The organism is uncultured Kocuria sp., from assembly GCF_947500125.1.
GTDB lineage: Bacteria > Actinomycetota > Actinomycetes > Actinomycetales > Micrococcaceae > Kocuria.
In genome coordinates, this window is record NZ_CANMRA010000007.1 from 59,615 (window position 1) to 83,182 (window position 23,568).

22 protein-coding genes, 1 tRNA gene and 1 pseudogene are annotated in these 23,568 nt (G+C 71.5%); 18 read left to right on the forward strand and 6 right to left on the reverse strand.

Translation table 11 applies throughout. The annotated features are described in order from the left end of the window. Positions 1 to 41: 41 nt before the first annotated feature. The 10 genes from Q0817_RS06725 to Q0817_RS06770 all read left to right on the forward strand — a co-directional run bounded on the left by Q0817_RS06725 (position 42) and on the right by Q0817_RS06770 (position 10,403). The gene (locus tag Q0817_RS06725) at positions 42 to 989 is read left to right on the forward strand and encodes a Tad domain-containing protein (protein WP_298585391.1); all 948 of its coding nucleotides are present in this window, start codon (positions 42 to 44) and stop codon (positions 987 to 989) included. Between the two features lie 45 nt (positions 990 to 1,034). After that, on the forward strand, positions 1,035 to 1,775 hold the full coding sequence (locus Q0817_RS06730; RefSeq protein WP_298585392.1) for a Flp pilus assembly protein CpaB: 741 nt from the start codon (positions 1,035 to 1,037) through the stop codon (positions 1,773 to 1,775). Beyond that, the gene (locus Q0817_RS06735; protein ID WP_298585393.1) at positions 1,772 to 3,001 is read left to right on the forward strand and encodes an AAA family ATPase; all 1,230 of its coding nucleotides are present in this window, start codon (positions 1,772 to 1,774) and stop codon (positions 2,999 to 3,001) included. Before Q0817_RS06730 ends, Q0817_RS06735 begins: the two co-directional genes overlap by 4 nt. A 95-nt stretch (positions 3,002 to 3,096) precedes the next feature. Then, positions 3,097 to 4,518, forward strand: coding sequence for a CpaF family protein (locus Q0817_RS06740; protein ID WP_298585394.1), 1,422 nt, complete (start codon positions 3,097 to 3,099; stop codon positions 4,516 to 4,518). After that, entirely contained in the window at positions 4,518 to 5,465 is a 948-nt protein-coding gene (locus Q0817_RS06745) for a type II secretion system F family protein (RefSeq protein WP_298585395.1), read from the forward strand. Before Q0817_RS06740 ends, Q0817_RS06745 begins: the two co-directional genes overlap by 1 nt. 31 nt (positions 5,466 to 5,496) lie before the next feature. Then, positions 5,497 to 6,372 (forward strand): type II secretion system F family protein, encoded by an 876-nt coding sequence (locus Q0817_RS06750; RefSeq protein WP_298585396.1) that lies wholly within the window; start codon positions 5,497 to 5,499, stop codon positions 6,370 to 6,372. Between the two features lie 82 nt (positions 6,373 to 6,454). Then, complete coding sequence (locus tag Q0817_RS06755) at positions 6,455 to 7,147, forward strand: class F sortase (RefSeq protein WP_298585397.1); 693 nt, start codon at positions 6,455 to 6,457, stop codon at positions 7,145 to 7,147. Between the two features lie 155 nt (positions 7,148 to 7,302). Next, the gene (locus tag Q0817_RS06760; RefSeq protein ID WP_298585398.1) at positions 7,303 to 8,757 is read left to right on the forward strand and encodes a hypothetical protein; all 1,455 of its coding nucleotides are present in this window, start codon (positions 7,303 to 7,305) and stop codon (positions 8,755 to 8,757) included. A gap of 35 nt (positions 8,758 to 8,792) precedes the next feature. Then, positions 8,793 to 9,479, forward strand: a complete 687-nt coding sequence (locus Q0817_RS06765; RefSeq protein ID WP_298585399.1) for a hypothetical protein — start codon at positions 8,793 to 8,795, stop codon at positions 9,477 to 9,479. A 525-nt stretch (positions 9,480 to 10,004) separates the two neighbouring features. Then, positions 10,005 to 10,403, forward strand: a complete 399-nt coding sequence (locus tag Q0817_RS06770; protein ID WP_298585400.1) for a hypothetical protein — start codon at positions 10,005 to 10,007, stop codon at positions 10,401 to 10,403. A 146-nt stretch (positions 10,404 to 10,549) separates the two neighbouring features. Here the strand turns inward: Q0817_RS06770 and Q0817_RS06775 are convergent. The 3 genes and pseudogenes from Q0817_RS06775 to Q0817_RS06785 all read right to left on the reverse strand — a co-directional run. After that, positions 10,550 to 10,642 (reverse strand): annotated as a pseudogene (locus tag Q0817_RS06775) (IS5/IS1182 family transposase); the annotation flags it as partial. A 160-nt stretch (positions 10,643 to 10,802) separates the two neighbouring features. Further along, positions 10,803 to 11,036: a hypothetical protein gene (locus tag Q0817_RS06780; protein WP_298585401.1), complete on the reverse strand. Its 234-nt coding sequence runs from the start codon at positions 11,034 to 11,036 to the stop codon at positions 10,803 to 10,805. 263 nt (positions 11,037 to 11,299) lie between these two features. Further along, a tRNA-Pro gene (locus tag Q0817_RS06785) sits at positions 11,300 to 11,376 on the reverse strand. A 239-nt stretch (positions 11,377 to 11,615) separates the two neighbouring features. Here Q0817_RS06785 and Q0817_RS06790 point away from each other — a divergent pair. From Q0817_RS06790 to Q0817_RS06825, 8 genes are all read left to right on the forward strand, one after another. After that, the gene (locus tag Q0817_RS06790; RefSeq protein ID WP_298585402.1) at positions 11,616 to 13,205 is read left to right on the forward strand and encodes a M20/M25/M40 family metallo-hydrolase; all 1,590 of its coding nucleotides are present in this window, start codon (positions 11,616 to 11,618) and stop codon (positions 13,203 to 13,205) included. Between the two features lie 196 nt (positions 13,206 to 13,401). After that, entirely contained in the window at positions 13,402 to 13,578 is a 177-nt protein-coding gene (locus Q0817_RS06795; protein ID WP_298585403.1) for a hypothetical protein, read from the forward strand. Beyond that, on the forward strand, positions 13,566 to 15,020 hold the full coding sequence (locus tag Q0817_RS06800; RefSeq protein WP_298585404.1) for a M28 family peptidase: 1,455 nt from the start codon (positions 13,566 to 13,568) through the stop codon (positions 15,018 to 15,020). Before Q0817_RS06795 ends, Q0817_RS06800 begins: the two co-directional genes overlap by 13 nt. Before the next feature lie 172 nt (positions 15,021 to 15,192). Beyond that, the gene (locus Q0817_RS06805; protein WP_298585405.1) at positions 15,193 to 16,785 is read left to right on the forward strand and encodes a M28 family peptidase; all 1,593 of its coding nucleotides are present in this window, start codon (positions 15,193 to 15,195) and stop codon (positions 16,783 to 16,785) included. A gap of 87 nt (positions 16,786 to 16,872) precedes the next feature. After that, positions 16,873 to 18,327: a PQQ-binding-like beta-propeller repeat protein gene (locus Q0817_RS06810; RefSeq protein WP_298585406.1), complete on the forward strand. Its 1,455-nt coding sequence runs from the start codon at positions 16,873 to 16,875 to the stop codon at positions 18,325 to 18,327. A gap of 83 nt (positions 18,328 to 18,410) precedes the next feature. Further along, a complete protein-coding gene (locus Q0817_RS06815; RefSeq protein WP_298585407.1) occupies positions 18,411 to 19,967 on the forward strand; it encodes a M28 family peptidase in 1,557 nt (518 codons plus the stop codon). 63 nt (positions 19,968 to 20,030) lie between these two features. After that, complete coding sequence (locus Q0817_RS06820) at positions 20,031 to 20,720, forward strand: HAD family hydrolase (RefSeq protein WP_298585408.1); 690 nt, start codon at positions 20,031 to 20,033, stop codon at positions 20,718 to 20,720. Between the two features lie 61 nt (positions 20,721 to 20,781). Continuing rightward, positions 20,782 to 21,480, forward strand: coding sequence for a haloacid dehalogenase type II (locus tag Q0817_RS06825; protein ID WP_298585409.1), 699 nt, complete (start codon positions 20,782 to 20,784; stop codon positions 21,478 to 21,480). Positions 21,481 to 21,489: 9 nt separating this feature from the next. Here the strand turns inward: Q0817_RS06825 and Q0817_RS06830 are convergent, their stop codons facing one another. Genes Q0817_RS06830 through Q0817_RS06840 form a run of 3 tightly spaced genes read right to left on the reverse strand, consistent with a single transcriptional unit; the run spans position 21,490 to position 23,491 of the window. Next, positions 21,490 to 22,497 (reverse strand): NADP-dependent oxidoreductase, encoded by a 1,008-nt coding sequence (locus tag Q0817_RS06830; protein WP_298585410.1) that lies wholly within the window; start codon positions 22,495 to 22,497, stop codon positions 21,490 to 21,492. Positions 22,498 to 22,547: 50 nt separating this feature from the next. After that, positions 22,548 to 22,970 carry an organic hydroperoxide resistance protein gene (locus Q0817_RS06835; RefSeq protein WP_298585411.1) on the reverse strand — a complete coding sequence of 141 codons (423 nt, stop codon included), beginning with the start codon at positions 22,968 to 22,970 and terminating at the stop codon, positions 22,548 to 22,550. Between the two features lie 5 nt (positions 22,971 to 22,975). Further along, the gene (locus Q0817_RS06840) at positions 22,976 to 23,491 is read right to left on the reverse strand and encodes a MarR family winged helix-turn-helix transcriptional regulator (protein ID WP_298585412.1); all 516 of its coding nucleotides are present in this window, start codon (positions 23,489 to 23,491) and stop codon (positions 22,976 to 22,978) included. Positions 23,492 to 23,568: the final 77 nt, after the last annotated feature.

Genomic DNA, 23,568 nt, shown 5'->3' on the forward strand with positions numbered 1-23,568 from the left:
GCGCCCGGGCCATCCACCGGGCGAACAATGAGCGCGGCGCCGTGGCGGTCATCACGGCGGTCTCTCTCGTCGTTCTCCTCGGCTTCGCGGCCATCTCCATCGACGTGGGGATGCTGTACCAGGAGCGCGCCGAGCTGCAGTCGGGGGCGGACGCCTCTGCGCTGGCCATCGCCCAGGACTGCGCGGTGGGGCGGCTCGCTTGCGACACGCCGACCGACAGCGCCCAGGACCTTGCGGACGCCAACGCCACGGACGACGCGGCCGCGGTCGCCGAGGCCACCGTTGACAAGGCCGCGCAACAGGTCGACGTGCGGCTCGCCACCGGCGACGAGTCCGGGGTCGGTTCACTGTCCCTCGCCTTCGCCCGTGTCCTCGGGCACGACTCCGCAACCGTGGGCGCCTCCTCGGGGGCGCAGTGGGGCGCGGTCAAGAAGGGTCCCGCCCAGCTGTCGATCGCCTTTGCCCAGTGCGAGGTCGACGCGAAGTTCGATGCCGGGCCTGTCGTGATCGGGATGCAGGACAACAAGAACTCACAGGCGTGCCCATCCGGCACGAGTGGCTCAGCGGGAGGCTTCGGCTGGTACAAGCTCGCCAAGAACGACAGCGACCCTGCCTGCGGAGCGACGGTGGCCGTCTCCGTCGTCGTGGCCGCGGACACCGGCGCCAATCTGCCGAGCCTGTGCGACGAGATCCTGGCCCAGATCAAGAGCGGGGCACTCGACAACATCCTGCTTTTTCCCGTCTACAACACCGTCACCGGCAGCGGAGCCGGCGCCGAGTACACCATCACGTCCTGGGTCGCCTTCGAGGTGCTGGGATGGAAGTTCACCAGCAACGAGGAGCACAACTTCCCCGTCTGCACCACCGGCGCCCAGTCCTGCAACAAGGGCATCTATGGCCAGTTCGTCGAGTACGTCACGCTCGACGACTACGAGCTGTCCCAGCAGCCGCCGTCCAACGGACTCGCCGTGGTCCAGCTCACCGACTGACAACCCTGTTCTCTCCACCACTCACCTCGTGAGGATGACTCTCCCGTGAAGATCCGTATCATCGCCGGCGCCGTGATGGCACTCCTGGCCCTCGCCGGCCTGGCCATCATCAGCACCTATGTCGGCACCGCCGACGCCCGCGCACTGGAGGACCAGGAACCGCGCGAGGTCTACCTCGTCACCGCTCCCATCCTCGAGGGCACCCCCGTGGAGGAGTTCGGGGAGTCCGTTACGCTGCACACCGTGCCGGCCGCGATCGTGCCCGAAGGCGCCGTCACAGAGCTCGGGAAGCACTCCGGCTCGGTGGCCGGGGTGGACCTGCAGCCGGGCGAGCAGCTGCTCGACTCGCGGCTCGTGGATCCCCAGGCACTCGAGGAGCCGGGCACCGTCCCGGTGCCCGAGGGACTCCAAGAGGTCACCATCCAGCTCGACGCGCCTCGCGTGGTCGGGGGCCAGCTGGCCGCCGGGGACACCGTCGGCTTCTTCGTCTCCTTCGAGGGAGAAGAGGGGCGGGAATCGAAGACGGCGAAGGACCTGCACAAGGTCCTGGTTACCTCGGTGCAGGGCGCGCCGAGCTCGGCCGCCCCGGTCGAGGAGGGCGCGGGGACCGCCGCAAACGAGACTCCGGCGGTGCCCGAAGGGTCCATGCTGGTCACGTTCGCCGTGAACGCCGACACCGCAGAGAAGATCGTCTACGCCTCCGAGTTCGGCCGCATCTGGCTCTCCCTGGAACCGGAGGACGCCGAGGAGAACGACAACGGCGCCACGAGGGGTGATTTCGAATGAGCCGCATTCTGCTGGTGACCGGTGATCCCGAGTACGACGCGCGGTTCCGCAAGGCCGTCCAGGGGCGGCTCCCGGGCGAGGTGCAGACCGTGATCGATCCCGCCCTGCCGGCCACCCCGGACCAGGTGCTGGGGCGTTCCGTGGGCAAGATGCCCACCGTGGTCGTCTTCGGCCCGGGGTTGGATCCCCACGCTGCCATGCGACTCGCGGGCGTGTTCGACATCCAGCGTCCTGAGATCTCCCTCGTGCTGGTCGTGCCGTCCGACATGTCCCTCGCCATCGCGGCGCTGCGGGCCGGCTTCCGCGACGTCCTCGACCAGGCCGCCGACCCCGACGGCATCCTGGGGGTGCTGAGCCGGGTCTGCGACGCGGCCGACTCGCGGCGCCGTGCGGTGCCCCACGGATCCCTTCCCAGCGGAGCGCCGCACGTCGATCCGCCCGCACCCCGTGACGACAGCCGCGTCATCGTCGTCACCTCTCCCAAAGGCGGGGTCGGCAAGACGACCATCGCCACCAACCTGGCCGTGGGTCTGGGCGCCATCGCTCCGATGAACACCGTGATCGTGGACCTGGACGTCCAGTTCGGCGACGTGGCGACCGCGCTGCGCCTGGCGCCGGACCACTCGCTCACGGACGCCGTCACCGGTCCCGCCGTCGACGACGCCCTGGTCCTCAAGACGTTCCTCACGGTCCACCCCGCCTCGATCTACGCCTTGTGCACGCCGGCCAACCCGGCCGAGGGCGACCTGATCGGCGCGGCCCAGATCAGTCACCTGCTCGACCAGCTCTCCGGCCAGTTCCAGTACGTCGTCGTCGACACGGCCCCGGGGATGGGCGAGCACGCTCTGGCCGCCCTCGAGGCGGCCACCGACACCGTGTTCGTCACCGGCATGGACGTCCCGGGTGTCCGAGGGCTGCGCAAGGAGCTGGACCTGCTCGGCGAACTGGATCTGGTGCCCGAGAAGGTCACGGTCGTGGTCAACGCCGCCGACCGCAGCACCGGGCTGTCCATGCAGGACATCGAGGCCACGCTCAGGGCGCCGGTGGACCACGTGGTGCCACGCACACGAATGGCCGCCTACGCCACGAACCGCGGGGAACCCCTGCTGCAGCACGCCCCGAAGGACAAGGCCGCGCGGCAGCTGCGGGCCCTCGTGGACTCGTTCGCCCCCGACCGCCCCGCGCCCCGCCGGGGCATCCACCGGAAGGCTCTGGTCCGCTCATGAACCTCACAGAACGCCTTGCCGCCGCGCGCGGAGAAACGCTCCACGCACCGGCCGAGCCCACCGACGTCCATGTTGCCGATGTACTGCCGTATGACATGGATTCCGTCGAGATCTCCGAGCCCGGACTCCCTGAGGCCTGGGACGATCCGGCGGCCGACGCCTCCGTCTCGGATCTCGAGACACCGGTCTTCTCCGCCGCCGCGCCGGCCGATCCCGCGCCGCGGGTGCAGGCGGGGAAGTTCGATGCGCTCGCCGGGCTCAAGCAGCGCGTCAAGCAGGAGCTGCTCGACCGCATCGGTTCGCGCCAGTCCGACTCCAGCCTCTCCGACAAGCAGATCAAGGACTTCGCGACGAAGGAGCTGACCCGCATCGTCGCCGAGGAGCAGGTGCCGATGTCCTCCGAGGAGCGGATCCGGTTGATCCGCTCCGTCAGCGACGACGTGCTCGGCTACGGCCCGCTCCAGGTGCTGCTGGACGACGACACCGTCACCGAGATCATGGTCAACGGACCCGACCAGATCTTCGTGGAGCAGAAGGGGAAGGTCACGCTCGCGGACGCGACGTTCGCCACCGAGCAAGACCTGCGCCACGTGATCGAGAAGATCGTCACCCAGGTGGGCCGGCGCATCGACGAGTCGTCGCCCCTCGTCGACGCTCGCCTGCCCGACGGCTCGCGTGTCAACGCGGTGATTCCGCCGCTGGCGGTCAAGGGCTCCTCGCTGACCATCCGGAAGTTCGCCAAGGACCCGTTGACCATCGAGGACCTCATCCGCTTTGGCTCGGTGTCCCCGCAGATGGCCGACTTGCTCCGTGCCTGCGTGGAGGCGCACCTGAACATCCTGGTCGCGGGCGGAACCGGTACGGGCAAGACCACGATGCTCAACGTTGTCTCCTCCTTCATCCCGCACGGAGAGCGCATCGTGACGATCGAGGACGCCGTGGAGCTGCAGCTGCAGCAGGAGCACGTGGTCCAGCTCGAGTCCCGCCCCGCCAACATCGAGGGCAAGGGGGAGATCTCGATCCGGGACCTCCTGAAGAACTCGCTGCGCATGCGGCCCGACCGGATCGTGGTGGGGGAGTGCCGTGGGGGCGAGGCCTTGGACATGCTCCAGGCCATGAACACCGGCCACGACGGATCCCTGTCCACCATCCACGCCAACTCTCCGCGCGACACCATCTCGCGGCTCGAGACCCTGGTCATGATGGCCGGCATGGACCTGCCGCAGCGGGCCATCCGGGAGCAGATCGCCTCGGCCATCCACCTGGTGGTACAGCTCTCCCGTCTCCGGGACGGTACCCGTCGCGTCACCCACATCACCGAGATCCAGGGCATGGAGGGAGAGACCGTGACGCTGCAGGACGCCTTTCTCTTCGACTGGGACGCGGGGGTGGATCCCCGCACGGGAAGGTTCCGCGGCACGACACGCTCCACCGGGGTGCGCCCGCGGTTCGTGGACAAGTTCGAGGACTACGGCATCAAGCTCCACCCCTCCGTGTTCGACCCGGGGAGGCGCTGATGGCCCCGTTGCTGATCGGCATCGGTCTGATCATCCTGGCCGGCCTGCTCGGACTGTTCGTCGTCTTCCGCTCCCGGACCCCGCGTCTGCCCATGGACCGGCGGCGGCTCCCGCGCACGGCACAGGAGCAGAGCTCGTCCCAGCTGTCCCGGCTCAGCGGTGTGACCACCGAGGCGATCAGTGAGTTCCTGGAGCAGCGCGGGTGGACCCGGCGTGTGGCCGCGGCGCTCGAGAACGCGGGCATCAAGTCTTCACCGGCGGACTTTCTGGTGCTGGTGGCCGTGGGCGCCGTCGTGGCCGCTGCAGTGGGCACCATCGTCGGCGGCGTTCTGCTGGGACTGCTGTTCCTCCTCGCCGCACCTGTGGTGGCCAAGGTTGCCGTCGGCTTCCTCACCGGCCGGCGCAAACGGATCTTCGCCGATCAGCTGGACAACACGCTCCAGTTGTTCTCCGGGTCCCTGCGGGCCGGGCACTCTCTGCTGCGCGCCGTCGACGCGGTGTCGAAGGAGTCTCCGGCGCCGACCTCCGAGGAGCTCACCCGGGTGGTCAACGAGACCCGGCTCGGCATGGACCTCGACGACTCCCTGAACCAAGCGGCCCAGCGGATGGAGTCCCAGGACTTCTCCTGGGTGGCCCAGGCCATCGGCATCCACCGCGAGGTCGGCGGAGACCTCTCCGAGGTGCTCGACCGCGTGGCGGGCACCATTCGCGAGCGCAATCAGATCCGGCGGCAGGTGAAGACGTTGTCGGCCGAGGGGAAAATGTCCGCCTACATCCTGATGGCCCTGCCGGTGCTGATCGCGGTAGTGCTCGCCGTGATCTCCCCTGAGTACATCTTCCAGTTCGTCACGAGCGGCATCCTCGGGTACGCGATGATCGTTGCCGCGCTGCTGATGTTCGCCATCGGCGGGTTCTGGATGTCCCGCATCGTCAAGATCAAGTTCTGAGTTCCGCCACCCGCTTTCCGAAGGGCGTCCCATGTCGTCGATCTCCCCCTTGTTCGGTCTCGTGCTCATCACCGCTGCCGCCGCCATGGCCATCTGGCTCACCGTCGGCGTGCGCTGGGGCGGCGACCGGCTGGTGCGCCAGAACCTGCGAGGGGGCCTCGGTGCGACCGAGGCCGAGAAGGTCCGGGACGCCCCGGACTTCGGCTGGGCGCGTCAGTTCACCACCGGCAACGGGCGGGAGCGGCTCGAGAATCTGTATTCGAAAGCCGGCAGGCCCGCCGACTGGCCCGTAGTGCGGCTCATGGCCTACAAGGTCTACGCTCTGGCGGGCGCCGGACTCCTCGGGATGCTGTTCCTGCTCCTGACCAACGGGAACGGCATGATCGTTCTGATGGTCGCGGTCATGGTGCCGGTGTCCTATTTCGTGCCGGAGCTGCTCCTGTACTCCCGCGGCACCGAGCGGCAGAAGGCGATCGGCCTCGAGCTCGCCGACACGCTGGACCAGATGATGATCGCGGTGGAAGCCGGTCTGGGCTTCGAATCGGCGATGGCCCGTGCCGGGCACAATGGCAAGGGTCCGCTCGCGGAGGAACTGGTGCGCACGCTGCAGGAGATGCGTGTGGGCATTCCGCGCCGGGACGCCTACCTGGCGCTGGAGCAGCGCACCGACGTCCCCGATCTGCGGACGTTCACCCGGTCGGTCATCCAGGCCGACGCGTACGGCATCTCCATCTCCACGGTGCTGCGCACGCAGGCCAATGAGATGCGCGTCAAGCGCCGACAGCGGGCCGAAGAGGCAGCGCAGAAGATCCCCACCAAGATCCTGATCCCGCTGATGCTGTTCGTGCTGCCGGTGCTGTTCCTGACCGTCCTGGGGCCTGTCGTCCTCAACGTCCTGAAGATGTAGCCCAATGTCACGCCTCGATTCGTCCACCGCTCCGGTGAGAGCCGGTGCTCGGCGCACTGTGCTGTCAGTCATCCTTGCCGCGGTGTCCTTCACCGCGCTGGGCTGGCTGGCGGTGCCCTGGTTGACCGGCGCCCCGGCCGCCGGCCTCGGCGGGGACGTCCAGCACAGTGATCCCGCCTCGGTAAGCGCCCCCGGTCCGGTGAGCACCTCTTCACTCCCTGCGGGTGACGCCCGGGCGGCCGGTGACCCCGGGGCGCACCCCGAGGTGCGAGGCCCGGAGACCTGCGGCGACCTTTCCACCCGGGCCCGGGTCTGCTCCCCGTCCATCGGCATTGACGCGGCGCTCGAATCCATGGGGACGGACGGGGCCGGGAACATGGCGGTGCCCACGCACGAGGACCGCGCGGCGATCGGCTGGTACTCGGCCTCCGCCCCGATCGGCGGCGAGCAGGGCAATGCGGTGCTGGCCGGCCACGTGGACTACCCCTACGATGCACCCGTTCTGGCCACGCTCTACACGGCACAACCCGGGCAGAGGCTGTGGGTCTCCGACGGGACCGGGGGAGTGTTCTCCTACACCGTGACCACCGTGCGGGAGCCGACCCCGCGGGACGCCCCGCCGAAAGACATCTTCGAGCTGACCGGGGATCCCGGGCTGTCCCTGGTCACCTGCTCCGGCGACTACGTCCAGCCGGACGGCTCCCCGTCCTGGTCGTACACGAACAACCTCATCGTCGATCTGGCCCTCGATCCCGAGACCGTCCCCGTCCTGTGACGCCGCCTCCGAGCCGTCCGTCCCCTCTTGTGCGCACATCGGGCGTCGCACGGCGTCTTCTCCGGACAGCACGCCCTCCATGCAATTACATTAGTAAAGATCGGTCGGCCGCCCACCGGCCTGCCGGTCCCCAAACGATCCTTCCAGGAGTCCCCATGCCCTCCCCCCTTCCCGCCCGACGCGCGCAGTTCCTCGCGGTGGCGGCTCTCGCCGGCACGACGGCGGTGACCGGAACGCTGGTCGGCGCGACCCCGGCCGCAGCCGTTCCCGTGGCGATCGAGGAGTACCTGGCTGAGGTCCCGGAGGGAAACCCGAGCACCGGCGCGGCGTCATTCTTCGTCCCGGTGCAGCTCACCAACGAGGACACCGCCTACGGCGTCCACGAGGACCAGCCCCTGGCCCCGGTCGGGGAGTTCGTGCTCGACGACGACGGCTACGCGGTGGCCGAGCCCTTCGACGACCCGGCGACGGGGTGGGAGAACGTCGTGGGCGAGAAGGTCGGCGAGACCCCGGTCTACTGGGAGCCCGAGAACGCCGCCCTGGCCGGCTACATCCTTTCGGTCTTCGGGCCCACCGAGAGCCCGGACGAGGCGCTGGCCGTGCACTGGGCCGTGCGCTCCCTCTCGACCGCGGGGGTTCCGGAGCAGGAACCGGCCGGGATCGAGCAGTCGCACCTCGAGCGCGCCGAGTTCCTGATCCAGGACGCCCGCCAGAACGTCCCGGCCCTCCTCCCGCAGGACAGCTACCGGATCTCCGTGTCCTTCGAGCCGGACGGCCGGCCCGACACGCTGCTCGTCACGATGCCGGAGGCGTACCACGCCACGACCGTGACCCTCTCGGGTCCCGTCACCTTCGCGGACGGGACGACGACGCAGACCTTCACGGGCGGGGAGCATGACAAGTACCTGGAACTGGCCGTGCCCGCAGGAGTCACCGAGGGTGAGCTCACCGCTGACCTGACGGCAACGATGCCCTCGACGGAGCTCACCGTCCTCGCCGACGAGCAGTACCGCGACCTGCTCATCGCCGGCCAGGAGCGCACGGTCGACTGGGGGGCGAGTGCCGGTTTCGAGATCGTCGCACCGACCGTGCCGGACGAGGAGGTTCCCGACGAGGAGACCCCGAGTCCGGCCGACGACGGGGTCGACGACGGGTCCGACGACACACCGGTCGACCAGGACACACCCACCGACAACGACACCGATACCGACAACGATCAGAACGGCGACCTCGGCACGGACGCTGGCTCCGGCGACGGCGCGGCCGGGCCGGACACCGAGCAGGTGGTCCGGGACCGAGACCCCGGTGTCCTCGAGATCGTGACCGACGACGTCGCCGAGCAGAAGCTCACGGCGACCCTCGAGGCCTTCGTCCTGTTCGAGGAGCAGACCACCACCTCCACGGAGGTCGTCACCGAGACCACCATGACGGGCGGGGGAGCCGCGTACGCGGATGCGGCCATGGCGAACACCGGCATGGGTGCAGCCCCTGCGGCCGGTGGGCGCAGTGCAATCACTTCGGTGGTCCTCGCCGTGGTGGCCATCGGTGCCGGTCTCGGTGCCTGGTTGCTGCGCCGCCGCCCGTCCGTCGCTCCGGACCGGTCCGCCTGATGCACACCTCCGTCTCAGCTCTCCGGGAGATCTCGATGATCCGCACCACTCGTACCGTCGTCGTCGCGTCCCTCGCGCTCGCCGCCCTCACCGGCTGCGGCGGTGCCGCCGCCGAGGCGCGGGGGGCGCACACCTACGAACCCCTGCCGCCGCTCAGTACGGCGACGCCGACCCAGAGCCCGGCGCCGCAGCCCACCTCGCCGGCGGCACCCACGTCCTCGCCCGCTCCGTCTGCCGAGGCGGCCGAGGCTTCTGCCGGCTCGGCCGCCGGAGCCGGTCAGCCGGCCCAGGTCGCGGCGCCGGTCGGCGGCACCGTGGGCACGAGCGTGCCCGGACAGGCCCCCGCCGTCGGACAGGCACCGGCCGCCGTCGCGGGACCGGTCAGCGGCGGTGCTCCGATCCAGGCCATGGAACGGACGTCGACCAGCACCACGACGACCACGTCGACGACGCTCCAGGCCGGTCTCAAACTCGTGGTCACCTGCGAGGGGCTGTGCATGTTGGACGACCTCGCCGCGCCGGAACTGGCCGGGCAGGACGGACCGTTCTCTGAGGACCTTCTGCGCCAGGCGCTCGAGGAAGAGCTGAGCGGGCAGGGCGGGGATCAGCTGCGGCTCACCGACGAGCTGGTCGAGCAGCTCATGCAGGGGCAGTGGGACCTGGCCGAGCGGGATCTCGAGGGCGGGGACGAGAAGCTGGTCTTCTCCTCGGCCCGTAAGTAGGACCGCTGCGGCCGGACCACGGGCCGTCACATATCGCCACCGCCGCCCTGGCTGGGCGTAGCGGGTCGCTGTCCGGACGTCGATCGCTGTGGGACGAGCAGACCCGTTGCTTCCCACCCATCCAAGGAGAGCCCCCGTGAGTGCTGTGCCCGGGCGTGATCCCACGGCCGCTGGTGCTCCAGCATCCCATGCGGAGGAGGCCCCGCAGAGATCTGAGGAAATCCTGCTCCTGGGGCACCACCCAGGGGAGGGCGCGCCGGAACCGCCACGGTGCCTTGGTGAACCGGTCGAAGATTCCGTCCTCCTTCCGGGCCACCCCCACGTCGTCACCGCTCGTCAGAAGCCGGCTCGCTGGACTGGCCAGGCGGGCGACATCGAGACGCGGCTTCTGGGGCCCGAGGACGCCGAGTGCAGCGGCCGGTTCCACCAGCCATTGTCACTGGAGCGCACCCAGTGAGCGGCTCACGCCGGCGGCAGGTGCAGCGGGTCGCGGTTCGTGCACTGGCACTGATTGTTGTGTTCGCAGTGGCCTACGCAGTGGCCTACGCGGTGGCCGTGGCTTCCGAGTTCGCGACGTCCCTGCCCCTCGACCCCGCGTACTCGCCGCTGTTGGTTGGCGTCGGCGCGGCCGCAGCGCTGACCTGTGGGTGGGCCTCTGCGGATGGACGGCGGCCGGACTCGGTCCCGCGCCCGGTGCAGCTGTGGGCCGCTGCGTCCTTGGTGTCCGCGTTGGTGGTGACTGCCCTGGTGTCTGCGCTGTGGATCTTCCTCGCGGCGGCGATGGGCGGGTCGGTGGTTGCCGGGGAGCTCCCCTGGATCATCGCGGCCGCATGGGTGGCTGCCGTCCTGGCCGCCGGGGTGGGCACGGCGGTGGCCGCTGCGGTCGTGCGCGCCGCACGGATGCGGTCCTCCAGGCGTCGCTGAGGCGACGCCTGGATTCCCGGACGGCTCCGCGCACATGGTGTCCATGACGGACGCCACCGGACGCGGAGCCACTTGTGGGAGTGCCACCAGGCGATGACGCGTTCGACCACCCAGCTGTGCTGACCGAGTCCAGAACCGTGAACGAGCAGTCCGCGGGGCAATCGGTTCCAGCCGATGCCGGTCGCCAGGACGAATACGATCCCGGCCAGGGAGACCCGGTCATCAGCCGGCCTGCGACCGGGGTGGCGTTACCGCCGCGGCGGGTAGGCGGGCTGGCAGCAGCGGCTCGACTCGCTCTCACCACGAGTCCGGTGCGAGGTCCCCCGTCATGCTCGCCAGGGTCGCCAAAGACCGTGGCGGCATTAGGGAGCTACGACCAGCTCCTTCCGAAGCAACCTCCTATGCGGGAACAGCCGCCCAGTGCACGGCGAAGCAGGCCGTGGCGGCCATCGAGTACAGCCAGACAGAGGCCTCGCGGGTCCACGGCACCTTCTTGGTCATGGCGGAGCTGATGACGGCGGCGACGACCAGGCCGATGCCCAGCCACAGGGACCACTCCGTGAACAGTTGGAGGGTGGCGCCCAGCACGCCGGTGCCGGCGTCGTCGAGGACGCGGCCGATGTCGAGATTCATGAGAACTCCCCCGGAGCGAACGAACGTGACCGGGCGCCCCTCGCGCCCGGGAGAAGAGCCGTGCAGCACCGGCGGTGGGGGACGGAGGATGAGTTCGTTCCCCGATGCCGGGCGGGTGCGCCCTTCGAGTTCGAGCCTAATTCATGAATTTGCGACTGTATTGGTGGAGGGCGTCGCTTCTTGCGGGGACAGTCGGTCGCACGCAGCGCGCCGGCAAGGCACGCAGAAGGCCCCGGACCGACTGGTCCGGGGCCTTCTGGTGGTGGTCGGGATGACAGGATTTGAACCTGCGACCTCGTCGTCCCGAACGACGCGCGCTACCAAGCTGCGCCACATCCCGTGAAGCATCCGGTCTCCGCCGGAAACAACTGCTCCATCATAGCCATCTGGCCGGGCGGGTGGGAAATCGGGCTGTCAGGGCCGTGTCGGACCCCTGGGGTGTCCGCCAAGTAGTGGACAAAAGTTATTGACTGGTCAGTAACCCATTTGTGAGCATATGCAAATCCGAGTCATCCCTCGATGACTGTGAACCGCGTCACGGCCGGGCTACCTCCCGGCCGCCGCTCACCTGGAGGTTCCATGCCCGTCCGCAAGCCCAGCCATTGGATCACCTCGGCCGCCCTGGCCGGCGCCCTGACCCTCACGGCGACCAGTGCCGTCGCGGCCCCCACCCGCGACAACAGCAACAACAACACCACCCACAAGATCACCCAGGCCGTCACGCAGCAGAAGCTCACGCAGCACCTGAACGCCTTCCAGTCGATCGCGGAGGCCAACGACGGCAACCGTGCCTCGGGCACCTCCGGCTACCAGGCGAGCGTCGACTACGTCGTCCAGAAGCTGCGCGCCGCCGGCTACACCCCGGAGGTCCAGGAGTTCACCTTCCCGTACTTCCAGGAGGTCACCCCCGCCACGGTCGCCGCGGACGGCACACAGCTCGCCGCCGAGGACGTCGCCGTGATGACCTACTCCGGCACGGGCACCGTCAGCGGCACCGTGCAGGCCGTGGACACCGACGGCACTGCGGGTGCCTCGACCAGCGGCTGCGAGGCCGAGGACTTCGCGGACTTCGTGCCGGGGAACATCGCCCTGATCCAGCGCGGCGCCTGCTCCTTCGCGGTCAAGGCCGCCAACGCGGAGGCCGCCGGCGCGAGCGCCGTGCTGATCTTCAACAGCGGGGCGCCCGGCAGCGAGGGACTCCTCGACGGCACCCTCGGCTCCCCGGAGGCGACCACCCTGCCGACGGTGGGGCTCAGCCACCAGGCCGGCGTGGACCTGCTGGACGCCACGGAGGTCACGGTCGTCACGGACACCGTCTCGGCGACCCGCACCACCTACAACGTCCTCGCCGAGACCGGCACGGGCGACCCCGAGAACACTGTGGTGGTCGGAGCGCACCTGGACGGCGTGCTCGAGGGCGCCGGCATCAGCGACAACGGCACCGGGTCGGCGGGCATCCTCGCCATCGCGGAGGCGATGGCCAAGACGAAGACCGAGAACAACGTCCGGTTCGCCTGGTGGGGCGCGGAGGAGCTCGGCCTGCTGGGCGCCGAGCACTACGTGACCGATCTGCAGGCGAACGACCCCGGCGCGCTCGAGGACATCGCGCTGTACCTGAACTTCGACATGATCGGCTCCCCGAACTACGGGCGCTTCGTCTACGACGGCGACGCCTCCGCCTTCGACCCGGGCGACACCAACGTCCCGGCGGGCTCGGGCGCGATCGAGGCGGCGTTCCACGAGTACTTCGCCTCGGCGGGCCTGACCTCCGGCGAGACCGAGTTCAGCGGCCGCAGCGACTACGGGCCCTTCATCGAGGTCGGCGTCCCGTCCGGCGGTCTCTTCACGGGCGCCGAGGGCGTGAAGACCGAGGAGCAGGCCGTGCTGTTCGGTGGGCAGGCCGGGGTCGCCTACGACTCCTGCTACCACTCGGCATGCGATGACATCACGAACGTGAACCTCCAGGGCATGGAGGAGATGTCCGACGCCGCCGCGGCCGTCGTCCTGCGCTACGCGATGTCGACCCACGACGTCAACGGCGAGGGCGAGCCCTACAAGCAGAAGGGCAAGGGCGCTGTCGGCCACCCGCAGGGCAAGGACCGCGGCCACGGCCCGCACTCCGAGCACGGGCGCGGCCACGGGCACGGCCACGACAAGGCGGCCGCCTGACGGTCCCTGCGCACGGATGCTCCACGGCCCCGCCCCCGGCAGTTCACGCCGGGGGCGGGGCCGTTTCCTCTGCCACAAAGCGCACGGCCGTTGTGCCGCCGACCGGCAGCTGGGATTCTGTGCACATCGCTCCATCAGCTCGATGAAGCCGCTGTCCTGGTCGAGCCCCCGATCGGCCCCTGCCCCGGGAGATCCCATGCGCCACCGCACCCAACACCACCGGACCGCGGCCGCCGCAGCGGCCCTCACGCTGCCGAGCGCCGGCGCCGAGAGCACCGCTGCCGAGCGCCCCGACGAGATCAGCCACGACGACGTGAGTCACGACGACGTGACTGCCGCCGCAAGGCCGACCGCGCCGGAGTGGTCGCTGTGACCGCGGCGGCCGTCCCTCCCGGCAAGGTGCTGGAGCACCTCGAGGTGTTCCAGGCCATCGCGAACGCCAACAACGGCAACCGTGCCTCGGGCACATCGGGCTACCGGGGCAGCGTGGACTACGTGCTCGGCCGGCTGCGGGCCGCCGGCTACGCCCCGCAGGTCCAGGCGTTCTCCTTCCCCTTCTTCCAAGAGGCGGGTCCGGCCGCGGTCAGCGCGGGCGGCCGGCAGCTGCCCGCGGAGGACGTCGCGGTCATGACCTACTCCGGCTCCGGCACCGTGACCGCCCCGGTGCAGGCGGTGGGGACGACCGGCGAGAAGGCCGCGAGCACCAGCGGCTGTGAGGCCGGGGACTTCGCCGACTTCGTGCCCGGGAACATCGCGCTGCTCCAGCGGGGCACGTGCGCCTTCGGGGTGAAGGCCGCCAACGCGGCGGCCGCCGGGGCGTCCGCGGTGCTGATCTTCAACACGGGCCTGCCCGGGGAGGAGGGCGCGGTGGCCGGCACCCTCGGCGCACCGGGTGCCACGACCATCCCGGTGGTCGGCCTCAGCTTCGCCGCCGGCGCGGCGCTGCTGGGCGGGGGCGAGGTGACGGTCAGCACGCAGACCGTCTCCGAGAGCCGGGAGACCTTCAACGTCCTGGCCGGGACGAGCACGGGGGACCCGGGGCGCACCGTCATGGTGGGCGCGCATCTGGACAGCGTCCCGGAGGGCGCGGGGATCAACGACAACGCCTCTGGGTCCGCGGGCATCCTGGCCATCGCCGAGGCGCTCGCGGGCACGGAGACCGCCAACGCCCTGCGCTTCGCCTGGTGGGGCGCCGAGGAGTTCGGCCTGCTCGGGTCCCGCCACTACGTCGCGGACCTGAAGGCCAACGACTCCGCGACGCTGGAGAAGGTCTCGCTGTACCTGAACTTCGACATGATCGGCTCCCCGAACCACGGCCGCTTCGTCTACGACGGTGACGCCTCGGCATTCGGCCCGGAGGACGGCTCGGTGCCAGCCCCGGGCGGATCGGCCGCGATCGAGGCGGCCTTCCACGAGCACTTCGGCTCCGTGGGACTGGCCTCCGGCGAGACCGCGTTCAGCGGCCGCAGCGACTACGGACCGTTCATCGCCGAGGGCATCGCCTCCGGTGGTCTCTTCACGGGCGCCGAGGGGATCAAGACCGTGGAGCAGGCGGCGCTGTTCGGCGGCCGGGCCGGCGTCGGCTACGACTTCTGCTACCACGCGCAGTGCGACGACCTCAGCAACATCGACCTCCGGACGCTGGAGGAAATGACCGACGCGGCCTCCGCCGTCGTCCTGCGCTTCGCGAACTCCACCGTGGACCTCGAGGAGGAGGGCCGGCGGCTGCGCACCGCCGTGGGGCCCATTCCCGCCGCCACGGTCGACCGGGGACACGGCCCGAGCAACGCCGCCGAGGAGCGGCCGACGCAGTGAGGAAGTCGCAGTGAGGCAGTCGCGGTGACGGCGTTCCCTTTCCCAAAATCTGTCCGGCCATTGTGCCTCTGACCTGGAGCTGGGATTCTGTGCACAGCACTCCACCTGCTCGGTGGAGGCTTTGACGGACACGGTCGAGCCCCTGATCGGCCCCCGGCCCCCGGGAGGATCCATGCCGCACCGCACACCCAGCCGATGGACCGTGGCCGCCGCCCTGGCCGGCACCCTGGCGTTCTCGGTGCCCGGCGCAATCGCGGCCCCGCCGGGGGTGGACCCCGGAGCGGTCGCCGCGCCCGCCGCGGCCGTGGCGCCGGAGCAGGTGCTGGAGCACCTCGAGGTGTTCCAGGCCGTCGCCCACGCCAACAACGGCAACCGCGCCTCGGGCACGCCCGGCTACCGGGGCAGCGTGGACTACGTGCTCGGCCGGCTGCGGGCCGCCGGCTACGCCCCGCGGGTCCAGGCGTTCACCTTCCCGTTCTTCCAGGAGGTCGTCCCGACCGCGGTCGCCGTGCCCGGGCCGGGCGGTGTCCCGCGGACCCTGACCGCCGCGGAGGCGGCCGTCATGGTCTACTCCGGCTCCGGCACGGTGACCGCCCCGGTGCAGGCCGTGGACACCACCGGCGCCGCGGCGGCGAGCACCAGCGGCTGCGAGGCCGGGGACTTCGCCGGCTTCACCGCGGGGAGCATCGCGCTGCTCCAGCGCGGCACGTGCACCTTCGGGGTGAAGGCCGCCAACGCGCAGGCCGCGGGGGCGTCCGCCGTGCTGATCTTCAACACGGGTCTGCCGGGGGAGGAGGGCGTGGTCGCCGGCACCCTCGGGGAGCCCGGTGCCACGACGCTCCCGGTGGTCGGCCTCAGCCACGCGGCCGGGACCGCCCTGCTGGGCGGGGGAGAGGTGACCGTGACGGCGCAGACCGTCTCCGAGAACCGCGAGACCGTCAACGTCCTCGCCGAGACGGGCACGGGCGACCCCGGGAGCACGCTGATGGTCGGTGCCCACCTGGACAGCGTGCTCGAGGGCGCGGGGATCAACGACAACGGCTCCGGCTCCGCGGGGATCCTGGCCGTCGCCGAGGCGCTCGCGGGCACGGAGACCGCCAACACCGTGCGCTTCGCCTGGTGGGGCGCGGAGGAGTTCGGTCTGCGCGGGTCCCAGCACTACGTCGCGGATCTGAAGGCCAATGATCCCGGGACGCTGGAGGACATCGGGCTGTACCTGAACTTCGACATGATCGGTTCCCCGAACTACGGGCGCTTCGTCTACGACGGCGACCACTCCGCGTTCCCGCCCGTGCAGGGCCCCGAGGGGCTCGTGACGGCCCCGGAGGGCTCCGCCGCGATCGAGGCCGCGTTCCACGAGCACTTCGGCTCCGTGGGACTGGCCTCCGGCGAGACGGAGTTCAGCGGCCGCAGCGACTACGGCCCGTTCATCGCCGAGGGCATCGCCTCCGGCGGTCTCTTCACGGGCGCCGAGGGGATCAAGACCGCGGAGCAGGCGGCGCTGTTCGGCGGCCGGGCCGGGGTCGCCTACGACTTCTGCTACCACGGCGCGTGCGACGACCTCGCCAACGTCGACCCCCGGGGCCTGGCCGAGATGACGGACGCGGCCGCCGCCGTCGTCCTGCGCTTCGCGAACTCCACCCAGGACGTCGACGGCACGGAAGCCGGCGGGCAGCAGGGAAGCCGGGAGCTCCCGCTCGGCCCGGCCACCGCGGACCAGGGCAACGGCCCGGGCAACGACGCCCAGGAGGTGCCGGCACAGTGACCGGAGGAACGCCGGGTCCGATCGGCCGGTGATTTTCCTCTGCAACTTCGTTGTCGGCGGGGCCGGTCGGCGTTCCACACTGGAAGGATGACTTCCTTCCGGAACGCCTGGGCCGTGCTGACCGGCGCCGTCCTCCTGCTGGGTGCCGGCCCCGTGGCGGCGGCCGAGGTCCCGGTGGACTCCCCGCAGGAGTGGACGCAGTACCGGCTCACCCCCGAGAAGAACCCCGTGATCGAGACGGACGGCTCGGTCGTCCCCGCCGCGGACGGATTCCGGCTGCCCGACGAGGTCCGCGCCACCCCTGTGGTCGTGGGGGACCGGCTGTACGTGGGCACCCACGGCAGCGGCACCCTGCACGCCTTCGACCTCGCCACCGGTGAACAGCTCTGGCAGGCCCAGGCCCCGAACTGGATCCACTCCGAGATGCTCGTCTCCGAGGGCACCGTCTACGTCGGCTACGGGGACCGCGGCCAGGAGCGCGAGGACGGGCTGCGCGGCGACGGCCCCGGCGGGGTGCTCGCGCTGGACGCCGAGACCGGCGAGCAGAAGTGGGAGTACACCGTGGACGCCCACGTCATGCCCACCCCCGTGCTGCACGACGGCCGGATCCACGCCGCCACCGGGGACCGGCACCTGCACGTGATCGACGCCGCGACGGGGGAGGGCCTCGAACGGGTCGACGTCGGGGCGGTCATGAGCATGTCCGCCCCGGCCGCCGCCGACGGCATGCTCTACGCCGGGGCGTTCGCCGGCGGCCCGAGGGTGGTCGGCTACGACATGGACGCCCGCGAGATGGTCTGGACCACCGCGATGCCGGACGTGCGGTCCGGCCTCGACGACGTCCCGCCCGCGGTCTCCGAGGGCGTCGTGGTCACGACGTCCCACCGGGACATCGTGCCCGCCGAGCGCCTCGAGCACTGGGCCCACGCCTTCTCGGCCGACACCGGCGAGCTGCTCTGGGAGGTCCACCTGGGCGACGGCCCGTTCGTGCCCAACAACAAGTCCGGCGCCCCGGCCGTCGCCGACGGCGTGATGTACGTGGGCAGCCCCACCACCCGGATGCTCTACGCCCTGGACCTGCGGACGGGCGAGGAGCTGTGGTCCCACGACTCCGGGCCCATCAAGGCGCCCCCCGTCGTGGTCGACGGGCACGTGGTGTACACGACCACCCAGGGGGAGATCGGCGCCGTCGACACCGGCACCGGTGCGCTCGCGGGCAGCCGGCAGCTCTCCGACGAGCCGCTGGCCCCCGCCGGACCGATCGTCGTCGACGACGTGCTGCTGGTGCCCGGCCAGGACGGCATGGTCCACACCCTGGCGCTCGACGACCTGACCGGAGGCTCCGGTGCGGAGGAGACCCCGGCCGCCGGCACGGACGACGTGGGGGACGACGCCGCTGCCGGGGCCGACGGGCCGGAGGACGCCGCCCCGGTGGGCGGGGGAGTACTCGGCCCGGCGGTCGCCGGTCTGCTCGCCATCGGCCTGCTCGGCGCGCTCGCGGTCCTCCTCGTGCGACGCCGCCGGAAGCCCGCCACCCGGTGAGCACCCGGCCACGACGTCCGCGGCCGCCGCATCAGGTCAGCGACCGGCGCAGCCCCCGGTGGCGGTCCGCCACGCTCGCGGGGGTGATCTCGATCGCCGTCGCCGCCATCACCGCGCTGCCCGCCCAGGCCCAGCTCGACGACGCCACGCGCCGGATCACGGAGACCGTCTCCGCCGACCGGCTGCAGGCCCACCTGCAGGCCTTCGACGACATCGCGAAGGCCCACGACGGCAACCGTGCCTCCGGCACGAGCGGCTACCGGGCGAGCGTCGACCACGTGGTGGGCGCGCTGCGCGAGGCCGGGTACGAGCCGCGGCTCCAGACGTTCCGGGTGCCGTACTTCGAGGTGGTCGCCCCGGCGACGGTCGCGACCGTCGCTGACGACGGCGCGCGCACCCGGCTGCCCTCCCGGGAGGTCGCAGCGCTGGAATATTCCGTCTCCGGGGAGGTGACCCGCGGCCGGCTGCAGGCCGTGGACACGGACGGCTCCCCGGGTGACAGCACGAGCGGCTGCGAGACCGGGGACTTCGAGGACTTCGAACCGGGCAGTGTCGCCCTCGTCCAGCAGGGCGAGTGCTCCCCGGGGCGGAAGGCCGCCAACGCCGAGGCGGCCGGTGCCTCCGCGGTGCTCGTCTTCGGCTCCGGGGAGCGGCGCCACGACCGGCCCGTCAGGGGCTCCCTGGAGGAGCCGCGCGCCGTCACCGTGCCGGTGATCGGCCTGAGCCACCGGGCCGGGGTCGAACTGCTGGACGCGCAGGAGGTGTCCGTGACCGCCGAGACCGTCTCCGAGCTGCGCGAGACCGTCAACGTCCTCGCGGACACCCGGACGGGTGACCCCGCGAACACCATCGTGGTCGGCGGGCACCTCGACGGCGACACGGGAGGTCCGGGGATCAACGACAACGGCTCCGGCTCCGCGGCCGTCCTCGCGATCGCGGAGGCGCTGGCGGACACGGAGGTCCAGAACGCCGTCCGGTTCGCCTGGTGGGGCGGCGAGGAGACCGGCCTCATGGGTTCCGATCACTACGTCTCGGAGCTCGCCGCGCACGATCCGGCTGCTCTGGAGGGCACCGCGATGTACCTGAACCTCGACATGGTCGGGTCCCCCAACTACGGCCGCTTCGTCTACGACGGCGACGGCTCCGGATCCGGGGGCCACCACTCCTATGACGCCCCGGCCGGGTCCGGCGCGATCGAGGACGCGTTCCACGAGTACTTCGACTCCGTGGGGCTGGCGTCGGGAGAGACCGAGTTCGACGGCGAGAGCGACTACGTCGCGTTCATCGAGGCCGGCATCCCCTCCGGCGGGCTCTACACGGGCGACGACGACACGATGACCGGCCGGGACGCGAGGCGCTTCGACGGCCGGGCCGGCGAGCCCCACGACCCGTGCTACCACCGGGCCTGCGACGACATCACCAACATCGACCTCCAGGGCCTCGAGGAGATGAGCGACGCCGCGGCCGCCGTCGTCCTGCGCTACGCGACGTCCGCCGACGGCGTGGACCTGGACCGGGCCGTGCGCGGCCCCGCGGGCGTCGGCCCGCTGACGGCACTTCTGGGCGTCCTCGCGGTGGGAGCCGTGGGCCTCGTGACCGTGCTGGTGGTGCGACGGAGAGGGCGTGGGCCGGGCGGCTGACGACGTGGCCCGGGATCCGGGCCACGATGGATCGGCGGGCTGATCGGTGCGATGCTGGACGGCATGACCCGCACTGGTTCCCCTCGGGGCGTCCTGTTCGACGTCGACGGCACCCTCATCGACTCGAGCTACCTGCACACCGTCGCCTGGTGGCACGCCTTCAACCAGACCGGCCACGACGTCCCCATGCACCGCATCCACCGGCTCATCGGCATGGGCTCGGAGCAGCTGATCGACGAGCTGCTGCCCGCCGACCGGGACCGGGACGGGGACGACGCCATCGGCGCCGCCCACGGGGCCCTGTTCTCCGTGCACTGGCCGGGGCTCAAGCCCACCCGCGGCGCCGCGGAGCTGCTGCGCCGCTGCGCCGACGCCGGCCTCGTGGTGGTGCTGGCGTCGTCGTCGAACGTCACCGAGGTGGCCGCCATGCGGGAGGCCCTCGGCTCCGACGACCTGCTCACGGCGGTCACGACCGCCACGGACGCCGAGCACAGCAAGCCCGCGCCGGACATCTTCGCCGCGGCGCTGGAGGCTGGGGGCCTGCGCCCCGAGGACGCGATCGTGGTGGGGGACGCGCGCTGGGACGTCGAGTCCGCGTGGAAGCTCGGCCTCGACGCCGTGTGCCTGACGAGCGGCGGCATCAGCGAGTCGGAGCTGCGCGAGGCCGGGGCCGTGGCCGTCTACGCGGACCCGCAGGCCCTGCTGGACGACTTCGAGAACAGCCCCCTGGCCCGGCTCGCCCCGGCGCGCTGAGCGCTCCCGCGCGGCGCCGGGCGGACTGCGCTGTGCACCACCGCGTACGGAAGGACCCGGTATGACCGCCGACGACAGACCCGTCCTCGTGTTCGACGTGAACGAGACCCTCTCGGACATGCGTCCCCTGCACCACGCCTTCGAGGAGGTGGGCGTGCCGGGGGAGCTGGCGCAGACGTGGTTCGCCTCGGTCCTGCGGGAGGGCTTCGCGCTGGCCGTCCACGGGGAGGCCCAGCCGTTCTCCGTGCTGGCGCAGGAGGTGGCGCGCACGCTCTTCACCTCCCACCCGCCGAGCCGGGGCGTGGAGGACGCCGTGGCCCACGTCCTGGACGCCGTGCAGCGGCTGCCCCTCCACGCGGACGTCCCGGAGGGGGTGCGGTCCCTCGCGGCAGCCGGGTTCCGGCTCACGGCCCTCACCAACGGCTCCGCGGCCACCGCCGAGGGCCTGCTCGAGCGCGGGGGCGTGCGGCAGCACTTCGAGCAGGTCTGCTCGGTCGAGGACGCGCCCTGCTGGAAGCCGGCGTCCGAGGCCTACGCCTGGGCGAGCGGGGCGTGGGGCGTGCCGCTGGAGCGGATGCTCATGATCGCGGTGCACCCCTGGGACCTGCACGGGGCGGCCCGGGCGGGGATGCGCACGGCCTGGATCGACCGGCACGGGGCGCCCTACCCGCAGTACGCGCGCACCCCGGACCTCAGGGTGTCCGGGGTGCGGGAGCTCGCCGCGCGGCTGGGCGACGGCGGCGCCGGGCTCACGGCCTGAGGGACCGGTTCACAGCCGGACGACCATCTTGCCGGTGTTGGCCCCGGCGAGCAGGTCGATGAACGCCTGCGGGGCGTCGTCGAGCCCTTCGCGCACGGTCTCGTCCCACTGGATCTCGCCGGCCGCCAGCCAGCCGGCCATCTTCTCGCGGAACTCCGGGCCCAGGTCCTGGTGACCGCTCACCAGGAAGCCCTGCAGGCTCAGCTGCTTGCCGATCGCCAGCGCCAGGTTCCGCGGCGCGGCCGGCGGCTCGGTCGCGTTGTACTGCGAGATCGCGCCGCACAGGCACACGCGGCCGTGCGGGTTCAGCGCGGAGATCGCGGCCTCCAGGTGCTCACCGCCCACGTTGTCGAAGTACACGTCGATGCCCTCGGGCGCCGCGCGCCGCAGCTGGGGGAGGACCGGGCCGTCGTGGTAGTCGAAGGCGGCGTCGAAGCCGAGCTCCAGCAGCCGGGCGACCTTCTCCGGCGAGCCGGCGCTGCCCACCACGCGCGCGGCGCCGCTGAGCCTCGCGATCTGGCCCACCAGCGAGCCCACGGCCCCGGCGGCGCCCGAGACGAACACCGTGTCCCCGGGGCGGAACCGCGCGGCCGCCATGAGCCCGGCGTACGCGGTGAGCCCCGGCATGCCGAGCACCCCCAGGTAGGCCGACTCCGGGGCCAGCGCGGGGTCCACCACGGTGGCGGAGCCGGCGTCGATCAGGGCGTGCTCGCGCCACCCCGCCCCGTGCAGCACGGTGGCGCCCACGGGCAGCTCGGGGGCGGACGAGGCGACGACCTCGCCCACGGCGCCGCCGTCGAGCGGCCGGTCCACCTGGAACGGCGGGACGTAGGACTTCACATCGTTCATCCGGCCGCGCATGTACGGGTCCACGGACATCCAGTGGTTGGCGACCACGACCTGCCCGGGGCCGGGCTCGGGCAGTGCGGCCTCCTCGAGCCGGAAGTTCTCGGGCGTGGGGGTGCCGTCCGGGCGGGAGGCGAGCACGACCTGGCGGGTGCTGGTGGGAGGGGTCATCGGTTCTCCTGGGGGTCGAAGGGTGCGGGGGAGCAGGGGAGCGGGAGGGATCAGTCCTCGGCGACGGTCACGAGGACGTCGACGTTGCCGCGGGTGGCGTTCGAGTACGGGCACACCTGGTGGGCCTTGTCGGCCAGGGACTGCGCGGTGTCCTGGTCGAGCTCCGGGAGCACGACCTCCAGGGTGACCTCGAGACCGAAGCCGCCCTGGCCGTTGCCGCCGATGCCCACGCGGGCGCCGACGCTGGAGTCGCCCAGCGTCACCTTCTCCTGCCGGGCCACCATCTGCAGGGCGGAGTGGAAGCAGGCGGCGTAGCCGGCGGCGAAGAGCTGCTCCGGGTTGGCGCCGTCACCGGAGCCGCCCATCTCCTGCGGGACGGCCAGGCCCAGGTCGATCCGGCCGTCGGTGGTGCGGGTGCGGCCGTTGCGGCCGGAGCCGGTGGCGAGGGCCTCGGCGGTGTAGACGGTCTCCATGGTGGTCACTCCTGGGTGGTGGTGTCGGTGCTGTTCGAGGTGCCAGTGCTGTTCGTGGTGTCGGTGCTGTTCGTGCTGCTGGTGCTCGCGGGATCCTCGCCGGCGGGGGCGCCGACCTTCCGGGCCAGTCGCCGCAGCGTCTCCATCTCGGCGGCGGTCAGTCCCGAGGCCTCCAGGACCCGCCGCTGCACGGCCGGGGCGCGCTCGCGCAGCCGGTGGCCGGCCGGGGTGAGGTGGACGGTGACCCGCCGCTCGTCGTCGTGACCCCTGCGGCGCTCGAGGAGGCCGCCGGTCTCCATCCGCTTCAGCAGCGGGGAGAGGGTGCCGCTGTCCAGGCGCAGGCGGGAGCCCAGCGCCGAGACGGTCCGGCCGTCCTCCTCCCACAGCGCGAGCAGCGCCAGGTACTGCGGATAGGTCAGGCCGAGCTCCGCCAGCGGCTCGCGGTAGGCCGCGGTCGTGGCCCGGGAGGCGGCGTAGAGCGCGAAGCACAGCTGCGCGTCGAGCCGGAGGTCTGCATCCATGCCGTTATCGTTGCACACGACTCAAATGCGCGCAACTCAAGTGCGTGCAATTCAGTTGTGCGCATCCAAAGGGGACC

What these genes read in the sequence shown, in the direction of transcription:
- Q0817_RS06735 (WP_298585393.1), top strand. Translation starts at nt 1,772, where the DNA reads ATGAGCCGCATTCTGCTGGTGACCGGTGATCCCGAGTACGACGCGCGG.
- Q0817_RS06740 (WP_298585394.1), top strand. Translation starts at nt 3,097, where the DNA reads ATGGATTCCGTCGAGATCTCCGAGCCCGGACTCCCTGAGGCCTGGGAC.
- Q0817_RS06745 (WP_298585395.1), top strand. Translation starts at nt 4,518, where the DNA reads ATGGCCCCGTTGCTGATCGGCATCGGTCTGATCATCCTGGCCGGCCTG.
- Q0817_RS06750 (WP_298585396.1), top strand. Translation starts at nt 5,497, where the DNA reads ATGTCGTCGATCTCCCCCTTGTTCGGTCTCGTGCTCATCACCGCTGCC.
- Q0817_RS06760 (WP_298585398.1), top strand. Translation starts at nt 7,303, where the DNA reads ATGCCCTCCCCCCTTCCCGCCCGACGCGCGCAGTTCCTCGCGGTGGCG.
- Q0817_RS06765 (WP_298585399.1), top strand. Translation starts at nt 8,793, where the DNA reads ATGATCCGCACCACTCGTACCGTCGTCGTCGCGTCCCTCGCGCTCGCC.
- Q0817_RS06780 (WP_298585401.1), bottom strand. Translation starts at nt 11,036, where the DNA reads ATGAATCTCGACATCGGCCGCGTCCTCGACGACGCCGGCACCGGCGTG.
- Q0817_RS06790 (WP_298585402.1), top strand. Translation starts at nt 11,616, where the DNA reads ATGCCCGTCCGCAAGCCCAGCCATTGGATCACCTCGGCCGCCCTGGCC.
- Q0817_RS06795 (WP_298585403.1), top strand. Translation starts at nt 13,402, where the DNA reads ATGCGCCACCGCACCCAACACCACCGGACCGCGGCCGCCGCAGCGGCC.
- Q0817_RS06805 (WP_298585405.1), top strand. Translation starts at nt 15,193, where the DNA reads ATGCCGCACCGCACACCCAGCCGATGGACCGTGGCCGCCGCCCTGGCC.
- Q0817_RS06810 (WP_298585406.1), top strand. Translation starts at nt 16,873, where the DNA reads ATGACTTCCTTCCGGAACGCCTGGGCCGTGCTGACCGGCGCCGTCCTC.
- Q0817_RS06820 (WP_298585408.1), top strand. Translation starts at nt 20,031, where the DNA reads ATGACCCGCACTGGTTCCCCTCGGGGCGTCCTGTTCGACGTCGACGGC.
- Q0817_RS06825 (WP_298585409.1), top strand. Translation starts at nt 20,782, where the DNA reads ATGACCGCCGACGACAGACCCGTCCTCGTGTTCGACGTGAACGAGACC.
- Q0817_RS06830 (WP_298585410.1), bottom strand. Translation starts at nt 22,497, where the DNA reads ATGACCCCTCCCACCAGCACCCGCCAGGTCGTGCTCGCCTCCCGCCCG.
- Q0817_RS06835 (WP_298585411.1), bottom strand. Translation starts at nt 22,970, where the DNA reads ATGGAGACCGTCTACACCGCCGAGGCCCTCGCCACCGGCTCCGGCCGC.
- Q0817_RS06840 (WP_298585412.1), bottom strand. Translation starts at nt 23,491, where the DNA reads ATGGATGCAGACCTCCGGCTCGACGCGCAGCTGTGCTTCGCGCTCTAC.